The organism is Amycolatopsis cynarae (genome assembly GCF_026802195.1).
Taxonomy (GTDB): domain Bacteria; phylum Actinomycetota; class Actinomycetes; order Mycobacteriales; family Pseudonocardiaceae; genus Amycolatopsis_E; species Amycolatopsis_E rhizosphaerae.
Genome location: NZ_CP113836.1, coordinates 7,381,614 through 7,408,601 on the forward strand (window position 1 = coordinate 7,381,614; position 26,988 = coordinate 7,408,601).

The following is a 26,988-nucleotide window of genomic DNA, read 5'->3' on the forward strand; positions in this document are numbered from 1 at the left end:
GGCTGATTCAGGAAGCCGGTTCGGACCCGAGCGCCTCGAGGAACGAACGTGCCCACCGGTCTACGTCGTGGGTGAGGACCTGGCGGCGCAAAGCACGCATCCTACGCCGGCCCTCGGCAGGGTCGAGCGTAATGGCAGCCTCCAACGCGTTCTTCACCCCGTCGAGGTCGTGGGGGTTGACCAGGAACGCGCTGGTCAGTTCGGCGGCCGCACCGGCGAACTCGGACAGCACGAGAGCGCCGCCGAGGTCGTGACGGCAGGCGACGTACTCCTTGCAGACCAGGTTCATCCCATCTCGCAGTGGTGTCACGACCATGACGTCGGCCGCGGAATAGAACGCGGCCAGTTCGGTCCGGCTCACCGACTGGTGCAGATAATGCACCACAGGCCGGCCCACGCGCGCGAATTCCCCGTTGATTCTGCCGACCATCTGCTCGATGTCGCTGCGCATGCGCTGGTAGTGCTCGACCCGTTCCCTGCTGGGCGTGGCAAGTTGCACGAAAGTCACGTCCTCGGGCCGGATCCGGCCTTCGTGCAGCAGTTCGTGCAGCGCCTGCAGCCGCAGGTCGATGCCCTTGGTGTAGTCGAGACGGTCCACACCGAGCAGCACCGTGCGGGGGTTGCCCAGATCGCGGCGGATCTCGGCGGCGCGCTCACTCACCTGTTTCGTGCGAGCGAGCCCGTCCAGTCCGGCCGCGTCGATCGAGATGGGGAAGGCGCCCACCCGCACGGTGCGGTTGCCGACCTGCATCATGCCGGGCCGGGACCGGACGCCGACCGCACCGCGGCTCGGCTCCAGCCCGACCAGGGTGCGCGCCAGCCACAGGAAGTTCTGCGCCCCGCCCGGCCGGTGGAACCCGACCAGATCGGCCCCGATCAGCCCGCGCACGATCTCGGCGCGCCAGGGCAGTTGCATGAACAACTCGACCGGCGGGAACGGGATGTGCAGGAAGAAACCGATGCGCAGGTCGGGACGCAGTTCCCGGAGCATGCTCGGCACCAGTTGCAACTGGTAGTCCTGGACCCACACCGTGGCGCCCTCGGCCGCGACGCTCGCGCTGGCCTCGGCGAACCGGCGGTTGACCTTGACGTAGCTTTCCCACCAGCGCCGCTCGAACACCGGCGGGGCCACCACGTCGTGGTAGAGCGGCCAGAGGGTGGCGTTGGAGAAACCCTCGTAGTAGTCGCGGACCTCGTCGCCGCTCAGTGTCACCGGGTAGAGCACCAGGCCGTCGTCGGCGAAGGGATCGACCTCGACCCCCGGCACGCCGGGCCAGCCGACCCAGGCGCCCTTGCGGGAGCGCAGGAAGGGCTCCAGTGCGGACACCAGCCCGCCGGGACTCGCCGTCCAGCGCTGAGTGCCGTCGGAGGACCGGTCGAGGTCGACGGGAAGCCGGTTGGCGACGACGACGAAATCGGCCGAAGCCTTCCCGATACCTGGTTCGCTCACGCTAGCTGCTCCCTCGCTCGTCGGGCGCGGCACCATGAACACTATCTCGTCGCCATGCGGCAAGATCGACCGCGCGGTGGCTTCAACCGATTACTCCAGGCGACGTTGCGACGGCTGCAGTGGGCCGGCCAGCCGGGGACCCGACAGCTTCCGTTCGAGCCGGCCGAGGCCGCTGCGGACCGGCTGGGCGAGGTACTCGCCGAGCACCACGCCCGCGGCCAGCGCGAGGCCGATCGCGACCGCCTTCATCAGGGTGGAGATGTTGCCGTTCGCCTGGGTAGCCAGTTCGTAGAGGCCACGGTACGTGGACAGACCAGGCAGCAGGGGCGTGATCCCGGAAACCGCGACGACGAGGGGCGTCACCTTCAGCCGTCGTGACAGCACCCCGCCGCAGAAGCCGACGAGGGTCGCGGCGACCGCCGAGGAGCTGATGGGGTCGAACCCGGCGAACACCAGCCCGCCGTACACGCCCGCGCCGATGGCCCCGGCGGCCCCGGCCACCAGCAGGGACCGCAGCGTGGAATAGCTGGCGAGTGCGAAGCAGGCGGCGGCCGCGGCACCGGCCGCGGTGACCACGGGCAGGCCGAGCGCGGTCTGCGCGGGCAGTTCCGGGACCACCTGGCCGAATCCGAGCACCTTGGCCGCGTTCAGGGCGAGGGCGACGCCGGTGATGAGCCCGGCACTCATCAACCCGGTTTCCATGGTTCGGCCGGCCGCGGTGACGTTGTAGCCGGTGATGGCGTCCTGGACCGCCGAGACCGTGGACAGCCCGGACAGCAGCACGGTGATCGCGGCCGAGGCGACCAGCGTGGAGAACTTGGTGGGCACCAGACCGGTCTCCACCGCGAGGGTGGCCAGTCCCGTGGCCACGAACCCGCCGAGGACCTGCTGGAAGAAGAACGGCAGGGCGTACTTGTTGAGCTGGCGGCCGAGGCGGTCGACCAGTGCGGAGATGACGAGCGCGCCGAGCGCCACGTCCAGGCCGCCGCCGATGATCAGGGTGACGAAGAAGGCCATGCCGCCCCAGGCCAGGGTGGCGACCCAGCGCGGGTACGGGTGCGGCGCCCGGGTGATCCGGTCCAGTTCGGCGTAGGCCTCTTCGGCACTGAGGTTGCCGCGGTTGATCTGCTGCACCAGCATTTCGGTCGCCGACAGCCGCGTGTAGTCGAGGCCGCGGGAGCGGACCACACGCAGCGCGGTGACCGGGGCCATGCCGGTGCTGCGGTGACAGGTGACGGTGATCGACGTGAAGATGACGTCGACCTCGCAGTGCGGAAGGCCGAGCGCCGAAGTGAGCGACAGGATGGTCGCGGTGACGTCCGAAGCGCCGGCGCCGCTGGCCATCTGCACCTCGCCGATCCGCAGGACCAGGTCGAGGACGAAGTTGACGGTGGCGTCGTCGGGAACCGACGGGCCGTGTTCGCTGCCGGTGGCCGGGGCGGGCCGCTCCCCGATGGGTGCTTCGAGAATCTGCCAGGCCCGCCGTCGTGGACCGGTGGCGCGCCTGCGCCGTTGGGCCCGCTGGTCGTTCGGGTCCCACGGCGGTGCGTCGAGAATGTGCCAGCCACGTCGCCGGGTGATCGGGACCCGGACGTGCTGGTTGTCCTCCATCGGACCTCCACCTCCTTAAGGAAAAGTTCCCGGTGAGCATCGTCGCGCGCCCGCCCGGCGTTGCAAGAAAGCAACCGTGGCGTGCGCCACTTTGTCGAAGATCAACTAAACGTGGGTGGAGCCGGCCGTCAGGGCAGGTTCCCGGCGAGGGTCCGCAGGGCGCGCAGGAAGGACCGGCGGTCCTCCGGGGGGAGCCGGTCGAGCAGATCGTCTTCCCGCCGTCGAATTTCCGCCTGCGCCTTCAGTGCCTTCTCCCGGCCTTCGACGGTAGCCGCGAGCAGCCGTACCCGCCGGTCGGCGGGATCCGGCCGTCGTTCGATCAACCCGCGCTGCTGAAGGTCGTCGAGTACCGGGATGAGTCGCGTCTTGTCCGCCCGGATCCGTTCGGCGAGGGCGCTTTGAGTGCGGAGCGGTCCTTCGGCGAGCGCCGTCAGGACGGTGTAGGCCCACGGGGCGAGGCCGTGCTCGCGCACGATCGGTTCCTCGAGCCGGGTCAGGGCGCGCCCCAGCGGGACGACCATCGCGGCGAGATCGGGTCGGTCGGGCTCGGTGGATGTTGTGTTCATGCTGATCGTAAGCACCAGCTTACCATTACAATCCGTGATCACGCTCGATGATGATCTGTGCTGGTCGGCACGTTGATAACGCGGTTGCGCGGACGCTGCCGGTCTCGGGTTTGTAACAGTCCGTGATGAATGGGTGTCGATGGACTCCGACCGGTCATCCCGTGGCGCGGGGAGGCCCGCCCGGCTCGGCGGATATGATGTGCCAGGCCCATGCCGACATAGCTCAGTTGGTAGAGCAGCTGTCTTGTAAACAGCAGGTCAGGGGTTCGAGCCCCCTTGTCGGCTCCAGCCCGACCAGGGAGTTTCCCGTAGCGGATTGCTCCCTGGCCGGGGCCAGTCTCAGTTTCCGTCTCAGTTGCCCTCGTCAGGCGGGTACGGGGGCGGCCCCCGGCCGCTCCACAGCGAGAAGACGATCGAGCCGCTCGTCCGCGAATTCGCTTCCTGGGCGCGGAAAGCGCTTTCCAGCGTCACTTGAGTCATGCGGCAAGTTCAGGTTTGGCGGGCGCTGTCAGCGGGCTGCGGGCCTTGAGGGCGCCGAGCCAGTGTTGTCGTGTCATCGGAAACTCATCGACCGCCGCTACTGTGGCCGGACGAGCTTAGGTGGCCGCATCGCGCGTGGGCGGCCGGCAGGAACCTGGGAGGACCGAAGGTGACCGATCCGCGACCACAAGCACCACAGCCAGGCCCCGTTGGCGAGGGGGCGCAGGAGCGCGGACCAGAGCAGCCTGGCCATGTCGGCGGCATCCCGCCCAGAAGGTCCTGGAAGATGGGTGTGGTCATCGGTGTCGTCGCCGCGCTGGTCGGCCTCGGCAGCGGGGTCGCGCTGACCCTGGCGCTCACCGGGAAGGACGACGCCGGTCCACGCGCCGGCGGCCGACCTAGCGGCGGCGATGAGCTGCTCTCCGCGCCGCACACCGGCTACTCCGGCATGTTCGCGAGCGTGGCGTTCAGCCCGCACGGCCGCACCCTGGCGGCCGCAACCCCGGACACGAGGGTGCAGTTGTGGGATGCGGCCAGCCGTCAGCAGGTCCGCGAGCTCTCCGGCCACACCAACGTCGTCATGAGCGTGGCGTTCAGCCCGGACGGTCGCACCCTGGCCAGCGGAAGCTATGACACGACGGTGCGGTTGTGGGACGCGGCCCGCCGTCAGCAGGTCGGCGCGCCGCTGACCGGCCACACCGGCATCGTCATGAGCGTGGCGTTCAGCCCCGATAGTCGCACCCTGGCCAGCGCAAGTAACGACGGGACGGTGCGGTTGTGGGATGTGGCCAGCCATGAGCAGGTCGGCGCGCCGCTGACCGGCCACACCGGCTTGGTCGCGAGCGTGGCGTTCAGCCCGGACGGTCGCACCCTGGCCACCGCAGGGGACGACAAGACGGTGCGGTTGTGGGATGTGGCCAGCCATCAGCAGGTCGGCGAGCCGCTGACCGGCCACACCTACTCCGTCAGGAGCGTGGCGTTCAGCCCGGACGGCCGCAGCCTGGCCAGCGGAAGCTGGGACGGGACGGTGCGGTTGTGGGACGTGGCCAGGCATCAGCAGGTCGGCGAGCCGCTCACCGGCCACACCGACGCCGTCTGGAGCGTGGCGTTCAGCCCGGACGGCCGCAGCCTGGCCAGCGGAAGCAACGACGAGACGGTGCGGTTGTGGGACGTGGCCAGCCATCAGCCGCTCGGCGCGCCGCTCGTCGGCAACACCGGCGCCGTCATGAGCGTGGCGTTCAGCCCCGACGGCCGCACCCTCGCCTCCGGGGGCGTCCACACTGGGATGCTGTGGGATGTGACCAGCCGCCGCTGACCAACTGCCACACCGGCCAACAGCCGACAACGGCCCCTCCGGCATGGCCGCGGCCGGTCCCGGTTGCCCGTGCAGTGGTGTGCACCACGTTCTGTTATGCGTCGGCCCCCGGCCGTGTCTCGGGGGCATGACCGATCAGACTCGCACCATCGCCAAGGTCGTCGTCATCGGCGGCGGCTACTCGGGCACCATCGCGGCCAACCGCCTGCGGAAGCGCGCCGACGTCGATGTCGCCCTCGTCAACCCGCGCCCGAGTTTCGTCCAGCGTCTTCGGCTGCACCAGTTCGTGGCCGGTACCGCCGAGGCCACCGCCGACTACGACACGCTGCTCGCGGACGGCGTGCGGCTGGTCGTCGACGAGGCCACCCGCATCGACACCGCCGCGCGGACCGTTCGGCTGGCCTCGGGGGACGCACTCCGCTACGACTACGTCATCTACGCGGTCGGCAGCACCGCGGCGACGCCTCCGTCGGTACCGGGTGCGGCCGAATTCTCTTACCCCATAGCCGAATGGGAGCACGCTCAGCGGCTTCGCGCGGCTCTCGGCGAGCTGGCGCCGGAGGCACCGGTCACGGTTGTGGGCGGCGGGCTCACCGGGATCGAGACGGCCGCCGAGCTGACCGAACAGGGTTACCGCGTCACGTTGGTGTGCGGCGGCGAACTGGCTCCGACCTTCTCGGCACGGGGACGGCGGTTCGTGGCAAAGTGGCTGGCCGGACACGGGGTCGAGGTGATCGAGAACGTGCGGGTGGCCGAGGTCCTCCGTAAGGGCGCGGTGCTGGCCGACGGCACGACGCTGCCCGGCGCGGTCACGATCTGGACCGCCGGGTTCGGCGTGCCGGAACTGGCCGCGAGCAGCGGGCTGCGCACCGACCCGCTCGGGCGGCTCATCACCGACGAGACGTTGACCAGTCTCGACGACGAGCGTGTCCTGGCGGCCGGCGACGCCGCCGCACCGTCGAACCAGCCGCTGCGGATGAGCTGCCAAGCCGCCGGACCCCTCGGCGCGATAGCCGCGGAGACCGTGCTCAGCCGCATCGACGGTGCCGAGCCCGCCAGGCTGGACACGGCCTTCCTGGGATCCAACGTCAGCCTCGGCCGGAAGGCCGGAATAACCCAGGTCGCCCGCAAGGACGACACGGCGGTGGGCTTCTACGTCGGCGGCCGGATCGGTGCGCATATCAAGGAGGCGGCCACCAAGGGCACGATGTGGGGCATCCGCCGCGAGGCCCGTAAGCCCGGCTCGTTGGTCTGGTTCAAGGGCGGCAGGCGGCCCGAGCAGGCGGTATTCGCACCCGGGGAGACCGCGAAGCCATGACCACCCTCGACGAGCACGCCGAGCGCTTCACCCTGCTGCGGCCGCTGCTGTTCACGGTCGCCTACGAAATCCTCGGCTCCGCAACGGAATCCGACGACGTGTTGCAGGACAGCTACCTGCGCTGGTCCCGGGTGGACCTCGCCACGGTGCGCGACACCAAGTCGTACCTGGCACAACTGGTCACCCGGCAGGCGCTCAACGCGCTACGAGCCAGGGCGGGCCGCCGCGAGGACTACGTCGGCCCGTGGCTGCCCGAGCCGTTGCTGCTCACCGATCGGGACGCCTCGGCCGACATCGTGCTCGCCGAGTCCGTTTCGATGGGAATGCTCGTCCTGCTCGAAACGCTCACCCCCGACGAGCGGGCGGTGTTCGTCCTGCGCGAGGTGTTCGGCTTCGACTACGACGAAATCGCCGCGGCGGTGGGCAAATCGGTGGCCGCGGCGCGCCAGATGGCCTACCGCGCCCGAAGGCACGTGCAGGCGCGGCGCAGGCGGTTCGGGCCCGCCGACGCCGCCCGGACCGCGGAAGTGACCGAACGGTTCATGACGGCGGCGGCCACCGGGGACCTGGAAGGCCTGCTGTCGATGCTCGCCCCCGACGTCACCTGGACCACCGACAGCGGCGGCAAGGTCATCGCGATGCGCCCGCTGGAGATGAAGGGCGCGGAACAGGTGGCCGCGGTTCTCCTGACACTGTTCGGTGCGTTCCGGAACAGACCGGACGTGCGGATCGAGCCGGTGGACTGCAACAGCGAACCCGCGATGGCCATCTACACCGGGGATCACCTCGAAGCCGTCTTCCTGCTGGAGATCGTCGACGGCGTGGTCAGCCACGGCTACGGCATCCGCAACCCGGACAAGCTGGCGGCCTTCGGCACCCCGCGCACCATCGCCCGGACGGACACCGCACCCCGGTAGACCGCAGGATTCCCGCGGATCCGCAGCCGTGGACATGCGAGGGGGAGCCGATGTCACCGAACCGGGAGGTGGTCATGGAGACCGCTCACGGGCATTCGTTGGCCTGCGGCAGGGGCTTGCTCGGATCGAAGATGCCGGGGTCGGTGACGACGGGGCCCGATTCGGTGGGGGCGGTGGTTTCCTCGGTGTAGAGCATCGGGGCGAGCTGGTTCTTCCGTATCGCCTTGCAGGCGGCGGCGTAGAAGACGCCTTCGGCCCGGCCGGGCCAGACCCCGATGCTCGTCTTCTCGTACCCCGGCGCCGCCGCGGAGACCACCACGTAGTCGATCTCCTGGCGGAGGAAGGGCTCGATGTCACTGGGGCCGTCGATCTTCCTGTCGCCCGGGTCGAACGCGTAGGCGACCACGAAACTCGCGTGCACCGTCAGCTTGCCGGGATCGCCCGGCCTCGTGGTGAGACTGCCGGTCATCCTCGGCGACACGGGCAGCAGCCGGAATCCGTCGGCCACCGAGATGACCGAGGAACCCTTCCGCAAGCCCTCGGGTGTGATCTCCCAGCGGGCCGCATCGGGCGCGATCGAGGCCACGAAGTGGTCCGGCTTGTGGTCGGCGATGACCTCCCGGTCGAGGAAGGAGGCGGTGATGGTGCGTTTCACCGCCTCCATCGCGTCGGCGGTTTCCCGGGGAGAGAAGGTGCCGACCTGGGAAGCAGGCGGGGTGGTGAGTCCGTCGATGCCTTCGGACCAGTTTTGCGCCGCGGTGTGCTCGAAGGGCTTCGCCAGGTCAACGCGCCCCCGGTCCGGCAGTCCCTTCGGGCCTTCGTTCCGGTCGGCGAGATAGCCGCGGTACGCCGGGATTCCCCAGTAGTACACGAGGGCCCCGCCGCCGACCGCGACGGCCAGCACCGCCGCCAGCGCGACGAAACGCTGCCGCCGTCGCGCACGGCGCCGCTGTGCCGGCAGATCCACCCATGCCTCCTGCTGGGCGTAGCGCCGCCAGTCCGGATCCCGCAGGGCAGGCGCTTCGCCGGGCGGGGTGAAGGCGTTATCGTCCACTTTGGCCGCTTTCTCTTCGGTTGCTGTTCCGGCAATCGGCGGCGGTTGGGGATCGTTACGCCTGGCGGCCGTGTCGGCTGTCACGGCTTTGCCCCAGGTCGGCGAGCTTGCGCTCCAGCACGGCTCGCTCGCGGTCGTTGCCGCACAACCCCACGGCGAGCTCCAGTTCGGCGCGCGCTTCGTCGGTGCGGCCGAGACGGGTGAGCAGTTCACCGCGGACGGTCGGGAGAAGGTGCGAGTGCGGCAGCGACGCGGCGGCCGCCAGTTCGTCCACGATCGGCAGCGCCGCGCCCGGGCCCCGGGCCATGGAGACCGCCACCGCGCGGTTGAGGTCCACCACCGGTGACGGGGCGAGCCTGCCGAGCGCCTCGTAGAGGAGCACGATGCGCTCCCAGTCCGTCTCACCGACCGACCCGGCCATGGCATGGCATTCGGCGATCGCCGCCTGCAGGCCGTAGGCGCCCAGGCCCCGCCCGACGCGCCCGGCACGGGCGAGGGCGGCGCGCCCACGCCGGATGGCGGCGTGGTCCCAGCGGCGGCGGTCCTGGTGCTCCAGCAGCACCGGCTCGCCGTCCGGCCCGATGCGGGCGGGGAAGCGCGCCGCGGTCAGTTCGAGCAGCGCCAGCAGGCCGTGGACCTCGGGCTCGCCCGGCACCAGCCGGGTCAGCACCCGCGCCAGGCGCAGTGCTTCGCTCGCCAGGTCGAGCCGGATCAGATCCTCGCCGGAACTGGCCGAGGAGGCTTCCGTGAAGATCAGGTAGACCACGTTGAGCACCGAACCGAGCCGGGCGGTCCGCTCCTCGGGAGGCGGCACCGCGAACGGCACCCTGGCCGCGCCGAGGGTCTTCTTCGCGCGGGTGATCCGGGCCTGCACGGTGGCGGTCGGCACGAGGAACGCCCTGGCGATCTCGTCGCTGGTCAGGCCGCCGACCACGCGCAGGGTGAGCGCCACCCTCGCCTCTCGCGACAGCACCGGATGGCAGGCGATGAACATCAACGCGAGCAGGTCGTCGTCGATCTGCTCGGGATCCCACAGCACGTCCTCCGCCTCGCTCGGCGGATCGGACGGCGCACTCCCCGAGAAGATGCCGCCCTCGCCCAGTTCGTGGGCGAAGGCGGCATATCTCGCGTCGAGTGCGGAGCGACGGCGGAACGCGTCGATCGCGCGGCGCCGGCCCACGGTGAGCAGCCACCCCGCGGGATTGCGGGGCACGCCGTCGCGCGGCCAAGTCACCAGAGCTTCGGCCAGTGCCTCCTGGGCGAGGTCCTCGGCCAGTGCGAAGTCGCCGGTGTACCGGGCGAGCGCGCCGACGATCCGGGCTGACTCGATCCGCCAGACCGCGGCGACGGCCTCACGGCCGGTGTGATCCGCCATCGGAAACCGATCCCCTCAGAGCTGGCCGTTGGCCTCGCGCCACGCCCGTTCCTTCTGGATCCACTCGTTGTCCTGCGGGAACTCGTCGATGGTGGTGACGCGGCGGATCTCCGTCTTGAACCCCGCGCCCGTGACCGGCGACCGCTTGGCCCACTCGATCGCCTCCTCCTTCGACGCGACGTTGAGGATGTAGAACCCGCCGAACAGCTCCTTGGTCTCCCCGTAGGGACCGTCGGTGACCACCGGCGGCTCGGAGGAGTAGTCGACGACCACCCCCTCGGCGGCGTCGGCGAGGCCCTCCGCGGCGAGCAGCACGCCCGCGCGGATCATCTCCTCGTTGTACTTACCGATGGTCGCGAGCATCTCGTTGAAGTCGACTTCCCCCATCTTGGCGAAGGCCTCGTCGGTGGCGCGCATGATCAGCATGTACTTCATGGTCGGTACTCCCTGGTCTCCGGGTCCGCTCTCCGGACCCTCTCGCCCTGAGGTCGAACGGGATGTGCCGCGGATCGACACACCCCCGCAAGATCTTTCCCGACCCGACCGCTTCCAGCGGGAATAGGGCGCGGTAGGGGCGTGTTGTGATGAGCGGTCGGTGCGGTCCGTGTCCCCCGGGCCTCACCACATTTGCCGTCGCGGAACACCGTTCGGCCGGAGCCGCGTTCGTGCCCTTCGCCGAGAGGCGACCGCCGCGCCGACCCCTTCGCTCCCCTGGACGCCCGACCGGCGCCCAGGGGTTTTCCATCTCCGGGCACTCCGTGGGGGCCGGGCCGTGAGGGGTCCCCTCACGGTCGTATCGGCCAGGGGCCGCCGGGCTGGTCCCACGCTGGTGCGCGTGATTGGGTGCCCTGAAGGTCACCTTCAGGGTCATAAACGCCCTCAAGGCCACCTTGAGGGCAAGGCCCTGCTCCGACCGCGCATAGTCCTGTTCGACGAGGGCGACGGTGCGGCCGAGGCGGTCGCGCAGGGTGCGGGACGTGGCCGACTTGCCCGAGCCGGACGGGCCGCGGAGCACGACGAGGCGGGTCCGTCCGCTGCCAGTGCTGGGCACCCCGGCAGCCTAGGGCTCCAGTCCCCGTTCACGCCCGCACCTGATACGACGAGCGGTGCGGAACGCTCGGTGAGCGGCGGCTTCGCTGAGTATTCCGGGAATGGGCTGAGCGTGATTGCGTCACTCGATCGGGAACGAACTCCGCCTTGGGCGATCGAATTCACCATTGTGCGTAGCGCGCCCGGCCGCGGTCACCTTTTCGCATGAACATCAAACCGCGGTAGAACGCCGTTCAACCCGCTGGGGCAACCGATTAACGACTGGTCACGCTCCGTGGAAACCTACTAGTCCGTACGGGTCAAAATTTCGTCCGCGCTTTGCCAAGATGGGGCAGTGGACACGGGGGAGGCGATTTTCGTCTTCCCCGAGAAAGCGGCTCCCCGGGGCAACGGGGAGCCGCTCGAATGTTCGCGCCGCACTATCCACAGTCGCAAGAAGGAGCAGTACGAACTTGATGAGAGTACAGCCGCGTAGGCGTCGCGGGCCGGAGCAGGTCGTCTCTCCCGCGAACGTCGTGCGCGGGAGAGACGACCGCCCCATTCCCGTCGACGTGGGGCTGGACGAGTTGCTGGAGGCGGCGGCCGAACCACTGCACGGGGTGCGGGTCGGGACGTCGGTGCTGTTCCTCATGCAGTTCCCGGCCCTCCGACGGCCGGGTGTCCGGCTGGCGCTGACGGAGCAGGTGGCAGGCCGCTCGAGCAGGCTGTGGTGGAACGCCCTGTTCCTGCTCGCGATCATCGTCGCGGCCGTCGGGGTTCTGTTCGGAATCGTGCGGTCCTAGCGTGGATCCGGGGAGGCGGGTGCGCACGGTGCGCGCCCGCCTCCCGTTTTTCTCACTCCGAGCGCCGCGCTGCCCGCGCGGTGCCGTATCGTCGAAAGTCGCGGTCCGTTCAGTTCTGCCTCGGACCGCCTTCTTGTAGGAACACCGCCCGGGCAGGACACCCTGCTTTCGACGGAGATTCCATGGCGCCTTCCTTTGCCGAACTCGGCCTGCCCGCTTCCCTGACCGACGCGCTGGCGTCCCAGGGCATTCACCAGCCCTTCCCGATCCAGGCGGCGACGCTGCCCTCCTCGCTCGCCGGGCGGGACGTGCTCGGGCGCGGCCGGACCGGGTCGGGCAAGACCTACGCCTTCGTCCTGCCCGTGCTGGCCAGGCTCGCCGAGCGGCGCAGGCGCCGCGAACCGCTCCGTCCCCGTGCGCTGATCCTCGCCCCTACTCGTGAACTCGCGAGCCAGATCGAGGCCTCGATCACCCCGCTGGCCAGGGCACTGTCGTTGCGCACTCTCACCGTGTTCGGCGGGGTCAGCCCGAACCCGCAGATCTCCGGCCTGAAGGCGGGGGTGGACGTGCTGGTGGCCTGCCCCGGCCGGCTCGCCGACCACCTCGCCTCCGGGCACGTGCACCTCGACCGGGTCGAGATCACCGTCCTCGACGAGGCCGACCACATGGCTGATCTCGGCTTCCTGCCGGTGGTGCGGAAACTGCTCGAACGGACTCCCAAGGGCGGGCAGCGGCTGCTGTTCTCGGCGACCCTGGACGACGGTATCGACGTGCTGGTGAAGCGGTTCCTGACCGATCCGGTCACGCACAGCGTGGATTCCGACCGTTCGCCGGTCGCGACCATGAAGCACCACGTCCTGCACGTCCGCGCGGATCAGCGGCTTCCGGTCCTGGTCGACCTGACCGCGGCCCCCGGCCGCACCCTGGTGTTCACCCGCACCAAGTACCGGGCCAAGGCGCTGACCCGCCAGCTGATCGCGTCCGGCGTGCCCGCCGTCGAACTGCACGGAAACCTCGGGCAGACGGCTCGCACGCGCAACCTCGCGGCGTTCGCGGAGGGCGCGGCGAGGGTGCTCGTCGCCACCGACATCGCCGCACGCGGCATCCACGTCGACGACGTCGCGCTGGTCGTGCACGCCGACCCGCCGGTCGAGCACAAGGCCTACCTGCACCGTTCCGGCCGGACAGCGCGTGCCGGGGCGGAGGGCACGGTGGTCACCCTGATGACCGACGAGCAGCTCGCCGACGTGCGGGACCTGACCCGCAAGGCCGGGATCAAGCCGACGACCACGAAACTCGGACCCGGCCACCCACTGCTCACGGAACTCGCTCCCGGCGGACGCACCTTCATCCCGCCGCAAGGAAAGCAGCCGCGGCCCGCCGCGAACCAGACCGCGGTGAAGCAGGCGCCGCGGCGGAACGCGGCCCAGGCGTCGAACCGGAAATCCCAGGGGCAGCGGAAACCGGCCGGAGCGCAACGGAAACCGGGTAACCGGCGGGGCAACTCCTCGGAGAAATGACCAGAGCTCCGGCCTCGCGGACGCTTCCGCGGCGAGGGTGGCTACGCGCGCGGGTGGGTGGAGGCGCGGACCACTAGTTCGGGGGTGAACACCACCTGCTGGTGTTCGTGGTCCGGGTCGTTGGTCTCCTGGAGCAGGAGGTCGGCGGCCATGCGCCCGAGCTGGCGGCGCGGCTGCCGGACCGAGGTGAGCGGGACGGCGGCCGCCGCGGCGAAGTCGATGTCGTCGTAGCCGACGATGGCCAGGTCCTCCGGCACCCGCAGGTCCAGGCTCACGCAGGTCTGCAGCAGGCCCAGTGCGAGCAGGTCGTTGGCGCAGAAGGCGGCGGTCGGACGGTTGGCGGCGGGGAGCCCGGCCAGCCTGGCCCCGGCGGTGCGGCCTTCGGCGACGGTCAGGGCCGAGGTGTCGAGGTCCACCAGGTGGTCGTCTCCGAATCCGGCGTCGCGCAGGGCGCGCAGCGCCCCCTCACGGCGGTCCCTGACCTGTCCGAGGCTCATCGGGCCGCCGATGAAGGCGATCCGCTCGTGGCCCATCTCGAGCAGGTGCTGGACGGCGAGCGCGCCGCCCAGCATGTCGTCCACCGCCACCGTGCAGTGCGTCCTGGTGGCCCGCGTGCGGTCGACGATCACCACGGGGGTGCCGCGCAGTGCGATCTCGTCGAGCACGGGGGCGTCCGGATCGATCGGGGTGATGAGGATGCCCTGCACGCGCTGCTGTTCCAGCCGGCTCAGGTAGGCGCGCTCCCGCTCCGGCCGGTTCGCGCTGTTGCACAGGAAGAGCGACAGGTCGCCCTCGTCGGCGGTATCCTCCATGCCTTCGGCCACGTCGCTGAAGAACGGGTTGCTGCCGTCGAGCATCACGTAGGCGAGGATGCGGCTGCGGCCCGCCCGGAGCTGGCGTGCCGATTCGTTGCGGACGAACCGCAGCTCGGCCATCGCGGCCTCGACCTTGGCCCGGGTGGCCGGGCTGACGCGGTCCGGGCGGTTGAGCACGTTGGAGACGGTGCCGAGGGAGACCCCGGCGGCGGCGGCGACATCCTTGATGCCCGCCGTGCGGGTCTCGGCATGACCCGCCTCGTGCGCCGAGCGTGCTCCGTTGCCAGACATCAACCGCGCCCTTCGTTGAAACGTGCAAGCTTGACCGGAATGGTACCGCTGGTGGCCTGTTCAAGGTCAAAGCCAGTGGGTTTAACTCATCGTTGACTTTGCGTTCCCTCGAATAGTAGCGTCAGCGCGCCAGGTTTGTGAAACCTTTCATTCCGGAGGTCGCGATGGTGCGGCAGGACCCGGGCCCAGCGCCCTTGCTGGAGGTCCGTGGCGTCACCAAGTCATTCGGCGCGGTGGCCGCCGTCGACGGAGTCTCGTTCCCCCTGTACGCGGGCGAAGCGCACGCGCTCGTGGGAGAGAACGGCGCGGGCAAGTCGACTATTGTCAAGATGCTCGCCGGTGTGCACCGTCCCGACAGCGGCTCACTGCTCGTGGACGGCGCGGAGGTGGACTTCGCCTCCCCCGCCGACGCCAAGGCCGCGGGGATCGCGGTCATCTACCAGGAACCCACGCTCTTCCCCGATCTGTCGGTCGCCGAGAACATCGTGATGGGCCGTCATCCGCGCGGCAGGCTCGGAATGATCGACCGTGCCGCCGTGCGGGCCGAGGCCGAGCAGCTGTTCTCCCGGCTCGGGGTGCGGATCGACCCGTCCCGGCCCGCGCGCGGACTGTCCATTGCGGACCAGCAGATCGCGGAGATCGCCAAGGCGCTCTCCGCCGACGCCCGCGTGCTGATCATGGACGAGCCCACCGCCGCGCTGTCGGTGTTCGAAGTGGAACGGCTGTTCAACGTGGCCAGGGCCCTGCGCGAAGAGGGCGCGGCGATCATGTTCATCTCGCACCGGTTCGAGGAGATCACCGAACTGTGCCAGCGCGTCACCATCATGCGCGACGGCAGGCACGTCTCCACCGATCCGCTGGCCGACCTCACCGTCGACGAGATGGTGCGCCGCATGGTCGGGCGCGAACTGGACGCACTGTTCCCCAAGCAGGACGTCACGCCCGGCGAGGTCGTGCTGGAAGTGGAAGGGCTGAGCCGCGAAGGCGTCTTCCGCGACGTCTCCTTCTCGGTACGGGCCGGGGAGATCGTGGCGTTCGCCGGACTGGTCGGCTCCGGCCGGTCCGAAGTGGTCCAGGCGGTGTTCGGGGTCGACGAGCGCGACGCCGGGGTGGTCCGGTTGAACGGCAAGGGGCTCAAGCCGGGTTCGCCGCGCGCGGCGATGGCGGCGGGCATGGCGCTGGTGCCGGAGGACCGCAGGCAGCAGGGCCTGGTGATGGACCTGTCGATCGAGCGCAACGTGACCCTGCCCCGGTCCGGAGCACTCGCCCGGCTCGGATTCCTCTTCGGTGGCACGGAACGCCGTGAAGCGCAGCGCTGGACCCAGAAGCTGCAGACCAAGTTCGGCAGGCTCGGCGACGCCGTCGGCACCCTCTCGGGTGGCAACCAGCAGAAGGTCGTGCTGGCCAAGTGGCTTTCCATGACGCCGAAACTGCTCATCGTCGACGAGCCGACGCGCGGCATCGATGTGGGCACCAAGGCCGAGGTCCACCGGTTGATGTCCACATTGGCCGCCGACGGGGTCGCGGTGGTGATGGTGTCCTCGGAACTGCCCGAGGTGCTGGGCATGGCCGACCGGGTGCTGGTGATGCGGGAAGGGCGGATCGTCGCGGAGATCCCGAGGGCGGAAGCGAGCGAGGACACCGTGATGTTCGCGGCGATGGGACAGGGGGCAGCGGCATGAACGCCACCAAGGTAGCGTCGGCCGCCCGGCCGGAAACCACGGCACAGGGCGGGAGATCCGTCTTCGGTGCGATCTTCAAGGCGCGCGAGTCAGGCATCCTGCTCGCCCTCGTCGTGCTGGTCGCGTTCACCGCGACGCAGAACGCGCGATTCCTTTCCGGACAGAGCATTCGCGACATCCTGCTCGGCACCGCGATCCTCGCCGTGCTGGCCGTCGGGCAGACGATCGTGATGATCACCCGTAACATCGACCTCTCGGTGGGATCGGTGCTCGGCCTGTCCGCCTTCGCGGTGGGCACCCTGATGCAGGGCAACCAGGGCATGCCGGTCGTCGTCGCACTGCTGGCGGGGCTCGGCGTCGGGGCGGTCTGCGGCCTGCTCAACGGTTTCCTCGTGCGGTTCGGGCAGGTGCCCGCCCTCGTGGTCACCCTCGGCACGCTGTACGCCTACCGGGGCGTCAGTTACTTCTGGGCGGGCGGCAAGCAGATCACCGCCGACGAGTTGCCGCGCCAGTTCCTGCGGTTCGGCAATTCCACGCTGCTCGGCTTGCCGTGGCTGGTGCTCATCGCGCTGATCGTGCTCGTCGCCGCCGCGGTGGTGCTGCGCAACTACCGCGCGGGCCGCGAGCTGTACGCGATCGGGTCCAGTCCGCAGGCGGCCGAACTCGCCGGCATCAAGGTCGGGCGCAACACCATCGTGGCGTTCCTGGTGAGCGGCGCGCTCGCCGGGTTGGCCGGGGTGCTGTTCGCGGCCCGCTTCGGCACCATCGACGCGGCCGCCGGTACCGGCTACGAGCTCAACGTGGTCGCGGCCGCCGTGGTCGGCGGGGTCGCGGTGTTCGGCGGCAGCGGCACGGTCTGGGGCGCCGGTCTCGGCGCACTGCTGCTCACGGTCATCGGCAGCGCGCTGGCCGTGCTCGACATCAACCAGTTCTGGCAGCAGGCCATCGTCGGCGCGCTGATCCTGCTCGCGATCGGCGCCGACCGGCTGGTCGCCGTGCGCGTGGCCAAGTCACTGAAGAAGAGGGATTCCCATGTCCGCTAGCACCGCGGCGCCCCGGCGCCGAGCGCCGTGGCTGGCGCGCCTGGCCAGCTGGGACGCGGCCGTCATCCTGGTGACGGTGATCGCACTGGTGGTCGCCTCCGGCGCCGTCGAGAACTTCGGCACCAGCCGCAACTTCACCTTCCTCCTGCTCGACCTGCTGCCGATCGCCCTGATCGCACTGCCGATGACCTTCGTCATCGTCACCGGCGAGATCGATCTGTCCGTGGCGAGCACGCTCGGGCTGACCTCGGCGTTCATGGGCGAGATGTGGGACAAGGGCCTGCCCATCGAAACGATCATCCCGCTGTGCATCCTGCTCGGCGCGGTGCTCGGCGCGTTCAACGGGTTCTTCGTGACGGTGCTGAAACTGCCCTCACTCGCCGTCACGATCGGCACGCTGGCCCTCTACCGCGGCCTGGCGTTCGTGGTGCTCGGGGACTCCGCGGTGGCGGACTTCCCGAACTCCTACACGTCGTGGGTGACGGGCACCATCGGCGGCGGTTCCGTGCCGAACGTGCTGATCCCGCTGATCGTGCTGGCACTGGCCTTCGGCCTCGTCCTGCACGCCACCCCGATCGGGCGTGCGGTGTTCGCCGCCGGGGCCAGCGAGCAGGCCGCGCGGTTCGCCGGGATCCGGGTCGGGCGGCTGAAGTTCTGGCTGTACGTGGTCAGCGGCGCGGTCGCCGGACTCGCGGGTGTGCTGTGGACGCTGCGCTACTCCAGTGCCCGTGCCGACAACGGTTACGGGGCCGAACTCGCCGTGGTGGCCGCCGTGCTCCTGGGCGGCGTGTCCATCTTCGGTGGCAAGGGCACCCTGCCCGGCGTGCTCGCCGGCGTGGTGCTGCTGGCCACGCTGCAGAACGCGTTGCGGCTGCAGGACGTGTCCAACGAGGCGCTCAACATCGTCACCGGCGTGCTGCTCATCATCTCGGTGCTGCTGCCGAACATCGTCTCCTCGGTGCGGGCTGCGATCCAGCGCCGCCGAAGGCGGCTGCCCTCCTCCCCACCCGCGATTTCCGCAAGCCCCAGCCGGTCTTGAGCGGTAATTGAAGAAAGGCAAACGACAATGACCAGTCGATTCCTCACCGGCGCCCTCTCGGTCGCCACTGCGGCGACCCTGGTGGTGACGCTCGCGGCCTGCGGCGGCACCACGAAGAACGACAGCAGTGGTTCCGGTGGCGGCGCCAAGTCCACCGCCCAGGCCGACCCGAACGCCGCGCTCAAGCAGGGCGTCAAGATGGCCTTCCTGCCCAAGCAGCTCAACAACCCCTACACCGACATCGAGGTCGGCGGCGGCAAGACCGCGCTCGACGAGCTCAAGGGCCAGTACAAGCTGGTGGGCCCCAACGACGCCAGCGCCTCGTCGCAGGTGAGCTACATCAACACGCTCATCCAGCAGCAGCAGGACGTGATCGGGATCGCCGCGAACGACCCGAACGCGGTGTGCCCGTCGCTGAACCAGGCCCGCAACGCGGGCATCAAGGTGGTGGCGTTCGACTCCGACGCGGCGAAGGACTGCCGCGACGTGTTCATCAACCAGGCCACCACGCAGGGCGTGGGCCAGAAGCTCGTCGAAATGGCGAACGAACTGGCCGCCGGCAGCGGTGAGATCGCGATCCTGTCCGCGACCCCGAACGCCACCAACCAGAACGCGTGGATCGACGTGTTCAAGAACATCCTGACCCAGCCGCAGTACGCGAACCTGAAGCTGGTGAAGGTGGCCTACGGCAACGACGACGACCAGAAGTCCTTCCAGGAGGCGCAGGGTCTGCTGCAGTCGTACCCGAACCTGAAGGTGATCGTCGCGCCGACCACCGTCGGCATCGCCGCCGCCGCCCGCTACATCAGCTCCTCGAACTACAAGGGCAAGGTCGCGGTGACCGGTCTGGGCACCCCGAACCAGATGCGCGAGTACGTCAAGGACGGCACGGTGGCCAAGTTCGCGCTGTGGAACCCGGCCGACATCGGCTACCTGGCCGCATACGCGGGTGTCGCGCTGGCTTCGGGCCAGATCACCGGCGCCGAGGGCCAGAAGTTCACCGCGGGCAAGCTCGGCCAGTACACGATCGGCGCGAGCGGTGAGATCGTGCTCGGCCCGCCGACGGTGTTCGACGCGAGCAACATCGACAAGTTCAACTTCTGACGGCTTGAACGGGGAACCCGTGAGCTCCGCGATCCGCACCGCGGGTTCCCCGTTCGTTCCAGTCCACAAAGGACGACCTGTGCCCAGATACTGTTTTTGCCTGCAGGTCAGACCGGAGCGGATGGCCGAGTACGCCGAGCGGCACCGTGCGGTGTGGCCGGAGATGCGACAGGCACTGCGGGAGACCGGCTGGCGCAACTACTCGCTGTTCCTCCGTGACGACGGCCTGCTGATCGGCTACGTCGAGGCGGACGACCTCGCGGCCGCACAGGCGGCGATGGCCGAGACCGAGGTCAACGCCCGCTGGCAGGCCGAAATGGCCGAGTTCTTCACCGGTCTCGACGGACGGCCACCCGATGAGGGCTTCCTGCTTCTCACCGAGGTCTTCCACCTGCCCGACAACGAGCGCGAAAGCGCCTGAAACGGAAAGACGTGATCGACTTGTCCGACCTGAAGGCCGTGAAAGAAGCCCTGCGGGCGCAGCGGATCGAGACGCCATCCTGGGCGTTCGGCAACTCCGGCACCAGGTTCAAGGTCTTCGCCCAGCGCGGGGTGCCGCGCTCCCCCGAGGAGAAGATCGCGGACGCCGCCACCGTGCACCGGTTCACCGGCATCGCGCCCAGCGTGGCACTGCACATCCCGTGGGACCGGGTGGACGACTACGGCGCGCTCACGCGGTACGCCAAGGACCTGGGTGTGGAGATCGGTGCCATCAACACCAACGTGTTCCAGGACGACGACTACAAGCTGGGCTCGGTGACCAACCCCGATCCCGGCATCCGGCGCAAGGCCACCGACCACCTGCTCGAGGCGATCTCCATCATGGACGCCACCGGCTCGCGGGACCTCAAGCTGTGGTTCTCCGACGGGCTGAACTACCCCGGTCAGGACGATCTGCGGGACCGGCAGGACCGGCTCGCCGAGGCGCTGCGCGAGACCTACGACCGGCTCGGTGACCACCAGCGGATCCTGCTGGAGTACAAGCTGTTCGAGCCGGCCTTCTACGCCACCGACGTCCCCGACTGGGGCACCTCGTACGCGCACTGCGTCGAACTCGGTCCCAAGGCGACGGTGTGCATCGACACCGGTCACCACGCCCCGGGCACGAACATCGAATTCATCGTGGCTTTCCTGCTGCGGCAGGGCAAGCTCGGCGCGTTCGACTTCAACTCCCGCTTCTACGCCGACGACGACCTGATGGCGGGGGCGGCGGACCCGTTCCAGCTGTTCCGCATCATGTACGAGATCGTGCGCGCGGGCGCGCTCGATCCCTCCTACGGCATCAACTTCATGCTCGACCAGTGCCACAACATCGAGGCGAAGATCCCGGCCGTGATCCGCTCGGTGCTCAACGTCCAGGAGGCGACCGCGAAGGCGCTCCTGGTCGACCGTGACGCACTGCGTGCGGCTCAGCGCGCGGGTGACGTGCTGGGCGCCAACGCGGTGCTGATGGACGCGTTCAACACCGACGTGCGGCCGCTGCTCGCCGAACTGCGCACGGAAGACGGCCTCGACCCCGACCCGGTCGCCGCCTACCACCGCAGCGGCTACCAGCAGCGCATCGAAGCCGAGCGCGCAGACGGACAGCAAGCGGGCTGGGGCGCCTAGGGCCCTGTATCGAAGTAATTTGCGTGGCGGTGCGGGTGGCGGAACCTCAGGCGGTCCCTGGCTGTGGGATCTCCTCCTCATGAATGCCAATTCACCCCGTCGGAACGGCGCAGCCGACTTCGATACACACCCTAGGTCCCGCACACCGCGACCGCCGACTTTCCGACTCCGCACAACACCGTAGAACGAGGCGAAGGACATGACCGACAATCCCGCAGCCGAGCTGGTGGCTCGCAGCAACGCACTGGGCGCGGACCCGCGCAACACCAACTATGCCGGGGGAAACACCTCCGCGAAGGGCAGCGTGCTCGACCCGGTCACCAACCAGCCCACGGAACTGTTGTGGGTCAAGGGTTCGGGCGGTGACCTGGGCACGCTCACCGAGGCCGGACTGGCCGTGCTCCGGCTCGACCGGCTGCGCGCCCTGGTGGACGTCTACCCGGGTGTCGAGCGGGAAGACGAGATGGTCGCGGCGTTCGACTACTGCCTGCACGGCCGGGGCGGCGCGGCGCCGTCCATCGACACCGCGATGCACGGTCTGGTGGAGGCGGCGCACGTCGACCACCTGCACCCGGACTCGGGCATCGCGCTGGCCACCGCCAAGGACGGCCGCGAGCTGACCAAGCGGTGCTTCGGCGACCGGGTGGCGTGGGTGGACTGGCGGCGGCCCGGTTTCCAGCTCGGCCTGGACATCGCGGCGGTGAAGAAGGCGAACCCGCGGGCGATCGGCGTGATCCTGGGCGGGCACGGCATCACGGCGTGGGGCGAGACGTCCGAAGAGTGCCGGCGGAACTCGCTGGAGATCATCCGGACCGCGGAGAAGTTCCTCGCCGAACACGGGGTGGCCGAGCCGTTCGGCGCGATCGTGCCCGGGTTCGAACCACTGCCGGAGGCCGAGCGCCGCGCCAAGGCCGCCGCGCTCGCGCCGGTGATCCGCGGGCTCGCCTCCACCGATCACCGCCAGGTCGGCCACTTCAACGACCAGGACTTGGTGCTCGACTTCCTCGCGCGCGAGAAGCTGGCCCCGCTGGCCGCGCTCGGCACCTCCTGCCCCGACCACTTCCTGCGCACCAAGGTCCGGCCGCTGGTGGTCGACCTGCCCGCCGCGGCGCCGGTCGAGGATGTGGTGGCCCGGCTCAAGGAACTGCACGAGTCCTACCGCGCGGACTACGCGGCCTACTACCGTCGGCATGCGGCTCCGGACAGCCCGGCGATGCGGGGCGCGGACCCGGCGATCGTGCTGGTGCCGGGGGTGGGCATGTTCTCCTTCGGCAAGGACAAGCAGACGGCCAGGGTGGCGGGCGAGTTCTACGTCAACGCGATCAACGTGATGCGGGGCGCGGAGTCGGTGTCGGAGTACGCGCCCATCCCGGAGAGCGAGAAGTTCCGCATCGAGTACTGGGCGCTGGAAGAGGCGAAGCTGCAACGCCTGCCCAAGCCCAAGCCGCTGGCTGGGCGCGTCGCGCTGGTCACCGGCGCGGGTTCGGGGATCGGCAAGGCGATCGCCGAGCGGCTGGCGGCCGAGGGCGCCTGCGTGGTGATCGCGGACCTGGACGGCGAAGCGGCGGCGAAGGCGGCCGAGGGCATCAACACCACGGGCACCGCCGACCGCGCGATCGCGGTGACCGCGAACGTCACCGACGCCGAGGCGGTGCAGGCGGGAGTGGACGCCGCGGCGTTGGCCTTCGGTGGTCTGGACCTCGTGGTGAACAACGCCGGGCTGTCGATCTCCAAGCCGCTGCTGGAGACGAGCGAGCGGGACTGGGACCTGCAGCACGACGTGATGGCCAAGGGCTCGTTCCTGGTTTCGCGCGCCGCGGCGAAGACGATGATCGCCCAGGGGATCGGCGGCGACATCGTCTACATCTCCTCGAAGAACTCGGTGTTCGCCGGGCCGAACAACGTCGCCTACGGTGCGGCGAAGGCCGACCAGGCGCACCAGGTGCGGCTGCTGGCGGCCGAGCTCGGTGAGCACGGCATTCGCGTCAACGGGGTGAACCCGGACGGGGTGGTGCGGGGTTCGGGGATCTTCGCGGGCGGCTGGGGCGCGCAGCGCGCGGCCGTGTACGGCGTGCCCGAGGAGGAGCTCGGCGCCTTCTACGCCCAGCGCACGATCCTCAAGCGCGAGGTGCTGCCCGAGCACGTCGCCGCCGCCGTGTTCGCGTTGACGGGCGGGGACCTCACCCACACCACGGGCCTGCACGTACCGGTGGACGCGGGCGTGGCCGCCGCGTTCCTGCGCTGAGGAAGAGGGAACCTCATGACCGAGCTGCTCGAAGGGCCCGCGTTCGCCGGGCTGGAGCGCATCACGACCCGCAGGACCCGGATCGGCCTGGTGGCGGGTGGGCTGGGGGCCTACTGGCCGCAGTTCCCGGAACTGCTGCCGCAGTTGCGGGCCTCGGCCCGCCGCGTATCCGCTCGCTTGTCCGAAATGGACTGCGAGGTGATCGACGTCGGGTTCATCTCCGACGCCCAGGAGGGTGCCGCCGCGGCGGAAAAGCTGCGGGTGGCCGACTGCGACCTGATCATCGGTTTCCTCACCACGTACCTGACCGCGAGCATGCTCGTGCCCATCGCCCAGCGCAGCGGGGCGCCGGTGCTGCTGCTGAACCTGCAGCCCACCGAGGCGATGGACCACGCCACCTTCGACACCGGGGCCTGGCTCGCCTACTGCGGCGCCTGCCCGCTCCCGGAGATGGCCAACGCGTTCCGCCGGGTGGGAGTGGAGTTCCGTTCGGTTTCCGGTTATCTGGAGGACGAGCGCGCCTGGACCAGGATCGGCCGGTGGATCAAGGCGGCCGGGGTGCGGGCGGCGTTCCGCACCGGGCGCCACGGCCTGATGGGGCACCTCTACCCCGGGATGATGGACGTCTCCACCGACCCGACGCTCGTTTCCGCGCAGCTCGGCGGGCACGTGGAGATCCTGGAGATCGACGATCTGCGGGTCCGGGTGGAACAGGTCACCGACGCCGAGACGGCGGAGCGGATGGCACTGGCGCGGGAGATCTTCACCCTCGACGAGTCGGTCGTGGAGGAGGACTTCGCCTGGGGCGCGCGGGTTTCGGTCGCGCTGGACCGGCTGGTGGCGGACTTCGAACTCGATTCGCTGGCCTACTACCACCGCGGGCTGAACGGGGAGACCCACGAGCGGGTGGGTGCGGGGCTGATCCTCGGCGCCTCGCTGCTCACCGCGCGCGGCATCCCGGCCGTGGGCGAATACGAGCTGCGGACCTCGCTGGCGATGCTGCTGATGGACCGGCTCGGCGCGGGCGGTTCCTTCACCGAACTGCAGGCGCTGAACTTCCTGGACGACGTGGTGGAGATGGGCCACGACGGCCCGGCGCACCTGGCGATCAGCGCGCGGAAGCCGCTGCTGCGCGGGCTCGGCGTCTACCACGGCAAGCGCGGCTGGGGGGTGTCCGTCGAGTTCGACGTCAAGCACGGCCCCGTCACCGCGCTGGGCCTCGGCCAGCTCAAGGACGGCACGTTCCGCCTGATCGCCTCCGAGGGCGAGGTCGTGCCGGGACCGCTGCTGCAGATCGGGAACACCACGTCGCGGGTCGACTTCGGCTGCGATCCCGGCGAGTGGACCGACGCCTGGTCGGGGACCGGGATCGCGCACCACTGGGCGCTGGGCACCGGGCACCGCGTGGCGGAACTGCGGGCGGTGGCGGATCTGCTCGGCCTCGAACTGCACGTGGTGAGGGTGTGATGCGACTCGCGGCGGTCGATCTCGGCGCCACGAGCGGCCGGGTGATGGCCGGTTCCGTGGGACCGGGGCGCCTCGAAGTGACCGAGGTGCACCGGTTTCCCAACGGCGGTGTCCGCGCCGGGTCCACTTTGTACTGGGACGTGCTGGGTATCCACCGCGAGGTGCTGACCGGAATCCAGAAGGCGCATCACGGCGGGGCGCTGTCGGGCATCGGCATCGATTCATGGGCGGTGGACTACGGACTGCTCGACGGTTCCGGCGCACTGCTCGGCAATCCCGTGCACTACCGGGACACCCGTACCCAGGGGGTGATGGAGCGGGTTCTGCGCTCGGTTCCGGCGCGGGAGCTCTACGACATCACCGGGCTGCAGCAGCTCCCGTTCAACACGCTGTACCAGCTTTTGTCCGAAGTGGACAACGGCAGGCTGGAACTGGCGGAGACCATGCTGATGATCCCCGACCTGCTGGGCTACTGGCTGACCGGGAGGATCGGGGCCGAGCGCACCAACGCGTCGACCACCCAGCTCTACGATGTGCGAACCGGCGCCTGGGCCACCGGGCTGGCCGAGCGGGTCGGCATCCCGCCCCGTCTGCTGCCCCCGTTGCGGGACTCCGGCGAGCTGGTCGGCACGCTGCTGCCCGAGCTGGCGGCCGAGCACGCGCTGCCGGAACTGCCGGTGGTGGCGGTCGGCTCGCACGACACGGCCTCCGCCGTGGTCGCCGTGCCCGCCGAGCCGGGCACGAACTTCGCCTACATCTCCTCGGGCACCTGGTCGCTGGTCGGGCTGGAGCTCGACCGGCCGGAACTCGGCGAGGAGGCCCTCGCGGCGAACTTCACCAACGAGGGCGGGGTGGACGGCAAGGTTCGCTTCCTGCGCAACGTGATGGGCCTGTGGGTGCTGACCGAGACCCTGCGCACCTGGGCCGCCCATGGACGGCCGGTGGAGCTGGCGGCGGTACTGCGCGAGGCGGCGGGCGAGCGGCCGCTGGTGTCCGTGGTGGACATCGACGCGCCCGAGTTCCTGCCCCCCGGGGACATGCCGTCGCGGATCGCGGCGGCCTGCGCGCGGACCGGTCAGCCCGCCCCGGAGAGCGCGGCACAGGTCGTGCGATGCATCCTCGACAGCCTTGCCCTGGCGTACCGGCGGACCGTCCGCCGCGCCGCCGAGCTGACCGGACGCGCGGTGGACGTGGTGCACGTGGTCGGCGGCGGGGTGCGCAACGAGTTGCTGTGCCAGTTGACGGCCGACGCGTGCGGGGTTCCGGTACTGGCGGGCCCGGTGGAGGCGGCGGCGCTGGGCAACGTCCTGGTGCAGGCCCGCGCGCTCGGGGCCGGTTTGCCGGATCTGGCCGCGATGCGGGGCCTCGTCCGTGCGACCCAGCCGTTGACAAGCTACGTTCCGGGGGGAGCGGATGCGCGGTGGGCCGAGGCGGAGGCGCGGTTGTTCGAGAAGACGGGGACGAGGACATGAAGGTCGCGGTGCTGGTCACCTGCATCAATGACGCGATGTTCCCCGACACGGGCAGGTCGGTGGTCCGCCTGCTGCGGCGGCTCGGCGTGGACGCCGGGTTCCCGCCCGGGCAGACCTGCTGTGCCCAGCCGATGGTGAACACCGGCTACCTGGACGAAGCCGTGCCGGTGGTGCGTGGCTTCGCCGAGGCCTTCGCCGGGTACGACGCGATCGTGACCCCGTCCGGTTCGTGCGCCGGTTCGGTGCGGCACCAGCACGGCATCGTCGCGCGCCGCAGCGGTGACCCGCGGCTCGCCGAACGCGTCGCGGAGCTCGGCCCGAAAACCTACGAGCTGTCGGAATTCCTGGTGGACGTGCTGGGGGTGACGGACGTGGGCGCGTACTTCCCGCACCGGGTCACCTACCACCCGACCTGCCATTCGCTGCGGATGCTCGGGGTAGGGGACCGGCCGCTGCGGCTGCTGCGCGCGGTGCGCGGACTGGAGTTGGTCGAGTTGCCCGGCGCGAACGAGTGCTGCGGGTTCGGCGGCACCTTCGCGCTCAAGAACGCCGAAACCTCCACCGCGATGGGCGCCGACAAGGCGCGGCACGTGCGCGAGACCGGGGCGGAGGTCCTCGTCGCCGGGGACAACTCGTGCCTGCTGCACATCGGCGGCATGCTTTCGCGGCAGCGGACCGGGGTGCGGATCGCGCACCTGGCCGACGTGCTCGCCTCGACCGAGGAATCGGGTGCGGGTGTCCCGCAAGCCACCAAGGAGATGAAGTGACCGCGACCTTCGTCGGG

23 protein-coding genes and 1 tRNA gene are annotated in these 26,988 nt (G+C 70.0%); 16 read left to right on the forward strand and 8 right to left on the reverse strand.

Annotated features, from left to right (window positions below; translation table 11 throughout):
• Positions 1-7: 7 nt before the first annotated feature.
• The 3 genes from ORV05_RS35880 to ORV05_RS35890 form a co-directional block, all read right to left on the reverse strand.
• On the reverse strand, positions 8-1,486 hold the full coding sequence (locus ORV05_RS35880) for an alpha,alpha-trehalose-phosphate synthase (UDP-forming) (protein WP_246127627.1): 1,479 nt from the start codon (positions 1,484-1,486) through the stop codon (positions 8-10).
• 54 nt (positions 1,487-1,540) lie between these two features.
• Entirely contained in the window at positions 1,541-3,061 is a 1,521-nt protein-coding gene (locus ORV05_RS35885; protein WP_268756299.1) for a threonine/serine exporter family protein, read from the reverse strand.
• Between the two features lie 128 nt (positions 3,062-3,189).
• A complete protein-coding gene (locus ORV05_RS35890; protein ID WP_268756300.1) occupies positions 3,190-3,627 on the reverse strand; it encodes a MarR family winged helix-turn-helix transcriptional regulator in 438 nt (145 codons plus the stop codon).
• Between the two features lie 212 nt (positions 3,628-3,839).
• On the opposite strand from ORV05_RS35890, the gene ORV05_RS35895 reads away from it, so the two are divergent.
• Positions 3,840-3,915, forward strand: a tRNA-Thr gene (locus ORV05_RS35895).
• A 63-nt stretch (positions 3,916-3,978) separates the two neighbouring features.
• Here the strand turns inward: ORV05_RS35895 and ORV05_RS35900 are convergent.
• Positions 3,979-4,107 (reverse strand): hypothetical protein, encoded by a 129-nt coding sequence (locus ORV05_RS35900; RefSeq protein ID WP_268756301.1) that lies wholly within the window; start codon positions 4,105-4,107, stop codon positions 3,979-3,981.
• A gap of 286 nt (positions 4,108-4,393) precedes the next feature.
• Between ORV05_RS35900 and ORV05_RS35905 the strand changes: the two genes are divergently transcribed.
• From ORV05_RS35905 to sigJ, 3 genes are all read left to right on the forward strand, one after another.
• Positions 4,394-5,422 (forward strand): WD40 repeat domain-containing protein, encoded by a 1,029-nt coding sequence (locus ORV05_RS35905; RefSeq protein WP_268756302.1) that lies wholly within the window; start codon positions 4,394-4,396, stop codon positions 5,420-5,422.
• 127 nt (positions 5,423-5,549) lie between these two features.
• Positions 5,550-6,740 (forward strand): NAD(P)/FAD-dependent oxidoreductase, encoded by a 1,191-nt coding sequence (locus tag ORV05_RS35910; RefSeq protein WP_268756303.1) that lies wholly within the window; start codon positions 5,550-5,552, stop codon positions 6,738-6,740.
• Entirely contained in the window at positions 6,737-7,657 is a 921-nt protein-coding gene (sigJ, locus tag ORV05_RS35915; RefSeq protein ID WP_268756304.1) for an RNA polymerase sigma factor SigJ, read from the forward strand. The genes ORV05_RS35910 and sigJ overlap by 4 nt, the downstream gene beginning before the upstream one ends.
• Before the next feature lie 85 nt (positions 7,658-7,742).
• Here sigJ and ORV05_RS35920 read toward each other — a convergent pair whose 3' ends face one another.
• Genes ORV05_RS35920 through ORV05_RS35930 form a run of 3 tightly spaced genes read right to left on the reverse strand, consistent with a single transcriptional unit; the run spans position 7,743 to position 10,521 of the window.
• On the reverse strand, positions 7,743-8,711 hold the full coding sequence (locus ORV05_RS35920) for a hypothetical protein (RefSeq protein WP_268756305.1): 969 nt from the start codon (positions 8,709-8,711) through the stop codon (positions 7,743-7,745).
• A 55-nt stretch (positions 8,712-8,766) separates the two neighbouring features.
• Positions 8,767-10,086, reverse strand: coding sequence for an RNA polymerase sigma factor (locus ORV05_RS35925; RefSeq protein WP_268756306.1), 1,320 nt, complete (start codon positions 10,084-10,086; stop codon positions 8,767-8,769).
• Positions 10,087-10,101: 15 nt separating this feature from the next.
• Complete coding sequence (locus ORV05_RS35930) at positions 10,102-10,521, reverse strand: YciI family protein (RefSeq protein WP_268756307.1); 420 nt, start codon at positions 10,519-10,521, stop codon at positions 10,102-10,104.
• A 1,070-nt stretch (positions 10,522-11,591) separates the two neighbouring features.
• On the opposite strand from ORV05_RS35930, the gene ORV05_RS35935 reads away from it, so the two are divergent.
• A complete protein-coding gene (locus ORV05_RS35935) occupies positions 11,592-11,918 on the forward strand; it encodes a hypothetical protein (protein WP_268756309.1) in 327 nt (108 codons plus the stop codon).
• 182 nt (positions 11,919-12,100) lie between these two features.
• On the forward strand, positions 12,101-13,438 hold the full coding sequence (locus tag ORV05_RS35940; RefSeq protein ID WP_268756310.1) for a DEAD/DEAH box helicase: 1,338 nt from the start codon (positions 12,101-12,103) through the stop codon (positions 13,436-13,438).
• A 41-nt stretch (positions 13,439-13,479) separates the two neighbouring features.
• Here the strand turns inward: ORV05_RS35940 and ORV05_RS35945 are convergent, their stop codons facing one another.
• Positions 13,480-14,544, reverse strand: a complete 1,065-nt coding sequence (locus ORV05_RS35945) for a LacI family DNA-binding transcriptional regulator (RefSeq protein WP_268756311.1) — start codon at positions 14,542-14,544, stop codon at positions 13,480-13,482.
• A 164-nt stretch (positions 14,545-14,708) separates the two neighbouring features.
• Between ORV05_RS35945 and ORV05_RS35950 the strand changes: the two genes are divergently transcribed.
• From ORV05_RS35950 to ORV05_RS35995, 10 genes are all read left to right on the forward strand, one after another.
• Positions 14,709-16,226 (forward strand): sugar ABC transporter ATP-binding protein, encoded by a 1,518-nt coding sequence (locus ORV05_RS35950; protein ID WP_268756312.1) that lies wholly within the window; start codon positions 14,709-14,711, stop codon positions 16,224-16,226.
• Positions 16,223-17,269, forward strand: coding sequence for an ABC transporter permease (locus ORV05_RS35955; RefSeq protein ID WP_268756313.1), 1,047 nt, complete (start codon positions 16,223-16,225; stop codon positions 17,267-17,269). The genes ORV05_RS35950 and ORV05_RS35955 overlap by 4 nt, the downstream gene beginning before the upstream one ends.
• Positions 17,259-18,308 carry an ABC transporter permease gene (locus tag ORV05_RS35960; RefSeq protein WP_268756314.1) on the forward strand — a complete coding sequence of 350 codons (1,050 nt, stop codon included), beginning with the start codon at positions 17,259-17,261 and terminating at the stop codon, positions 18,306-18,308. The genes ORV05_RS35955 and ORV05_RS35960 overlap by 11 nt, the downstream gene beginning before the upstream one ends.
• Positions 18,309-18,335: 27 nt before the next feature.
• Positions 18,336-19,412: a rhamnose ABC transporter substrate-binding protein gene (gene rhaS, locus ORV05_RS35965; protein ID WP_268756315.1), complete on the forward strand. Its 1,077-nt coding sequence runs from the start codon at positions 18,336-18,338 to the stop codon at positions 19,410-19,412.
• Positions 19,413-19,533: 121 nt separating this feature from the next.
• Entirely contained in the window at positions 19,534-19,833 is a 300-nt protein-coding gene (locus tag ORV05_RS35970; RefSeq protein WP_268756316.1) for an L-rhamnose mutarotase, read from the forward strand.
• Positions 19,834-19,844: 11 nt separating this feature from the next.
• On the forward strand, positions 19,845-21,020 hold the full coding sequence (rhaI, locus tag ORV05_RS35975) for an L-rhamnose isomerase (protein WP_268756317.1): 1,176 nt from the start codon (positions 19,845-19,847) through the stop codon (positions 21,018-21,020).
• A gap of 199 nt (positions 21,021-21,219) precedes the next feature.
• Complete coding sequence (locus ORV05_RS35980) at positions 21,220-23,265, forward strand: bifunctional aldolase/short-chain dehydrogenase (RefSeq protein WP_268756318.1); 2,046 nt, start codon at positions 21,220-21,222, stop codon at positions 23,263-23,265.
• 15 nt (positions 23,266-23,280) lie between these two features.
• The gene (locus ORV05_RS35985) at positions 23,281-24,732 is read left to right on the forward strand and encodes an L-fucose/L-arabinose isomerase family protein (RefSeq protein ID WP_268756319.1); all 1,452 of its coding nucleotides are present in this window, start codon (positions 23,281-23,283) and stop codon (positions 24,730-24,732) included.
• Positions 24,732-26,204, forward strand: coding sequence for a rhamnulokinase (locus ORV05_RS35990; RefSeq protein ID WP_268760050.1), 1,473 nt, complete (start codon positions 24,732-24,734; stop codon positions 26,202-26,204). Before ORV05_RS35985 ends, ORV05_RS35990 begins: the two co-directional genes overlap by 1 nt.
• Complete coding sequence (locus tag ORV05_RS35995) at positions 26,201-26,971, forward strand: (Fe-S)-binding protein (protein ID WP_268756320.1); 771 nt, start codon at positions 26,201-26,203, stop codon at positions 26,969-26,971. The genes ORV05_RS35990 and ORV05_RS35995 overlap by 4 nt, the downstream gene beginning before the upstream one ends.
• The last annotated feature ends 17 nt before the right edge of the window (positions 26,972-26,988 follow it).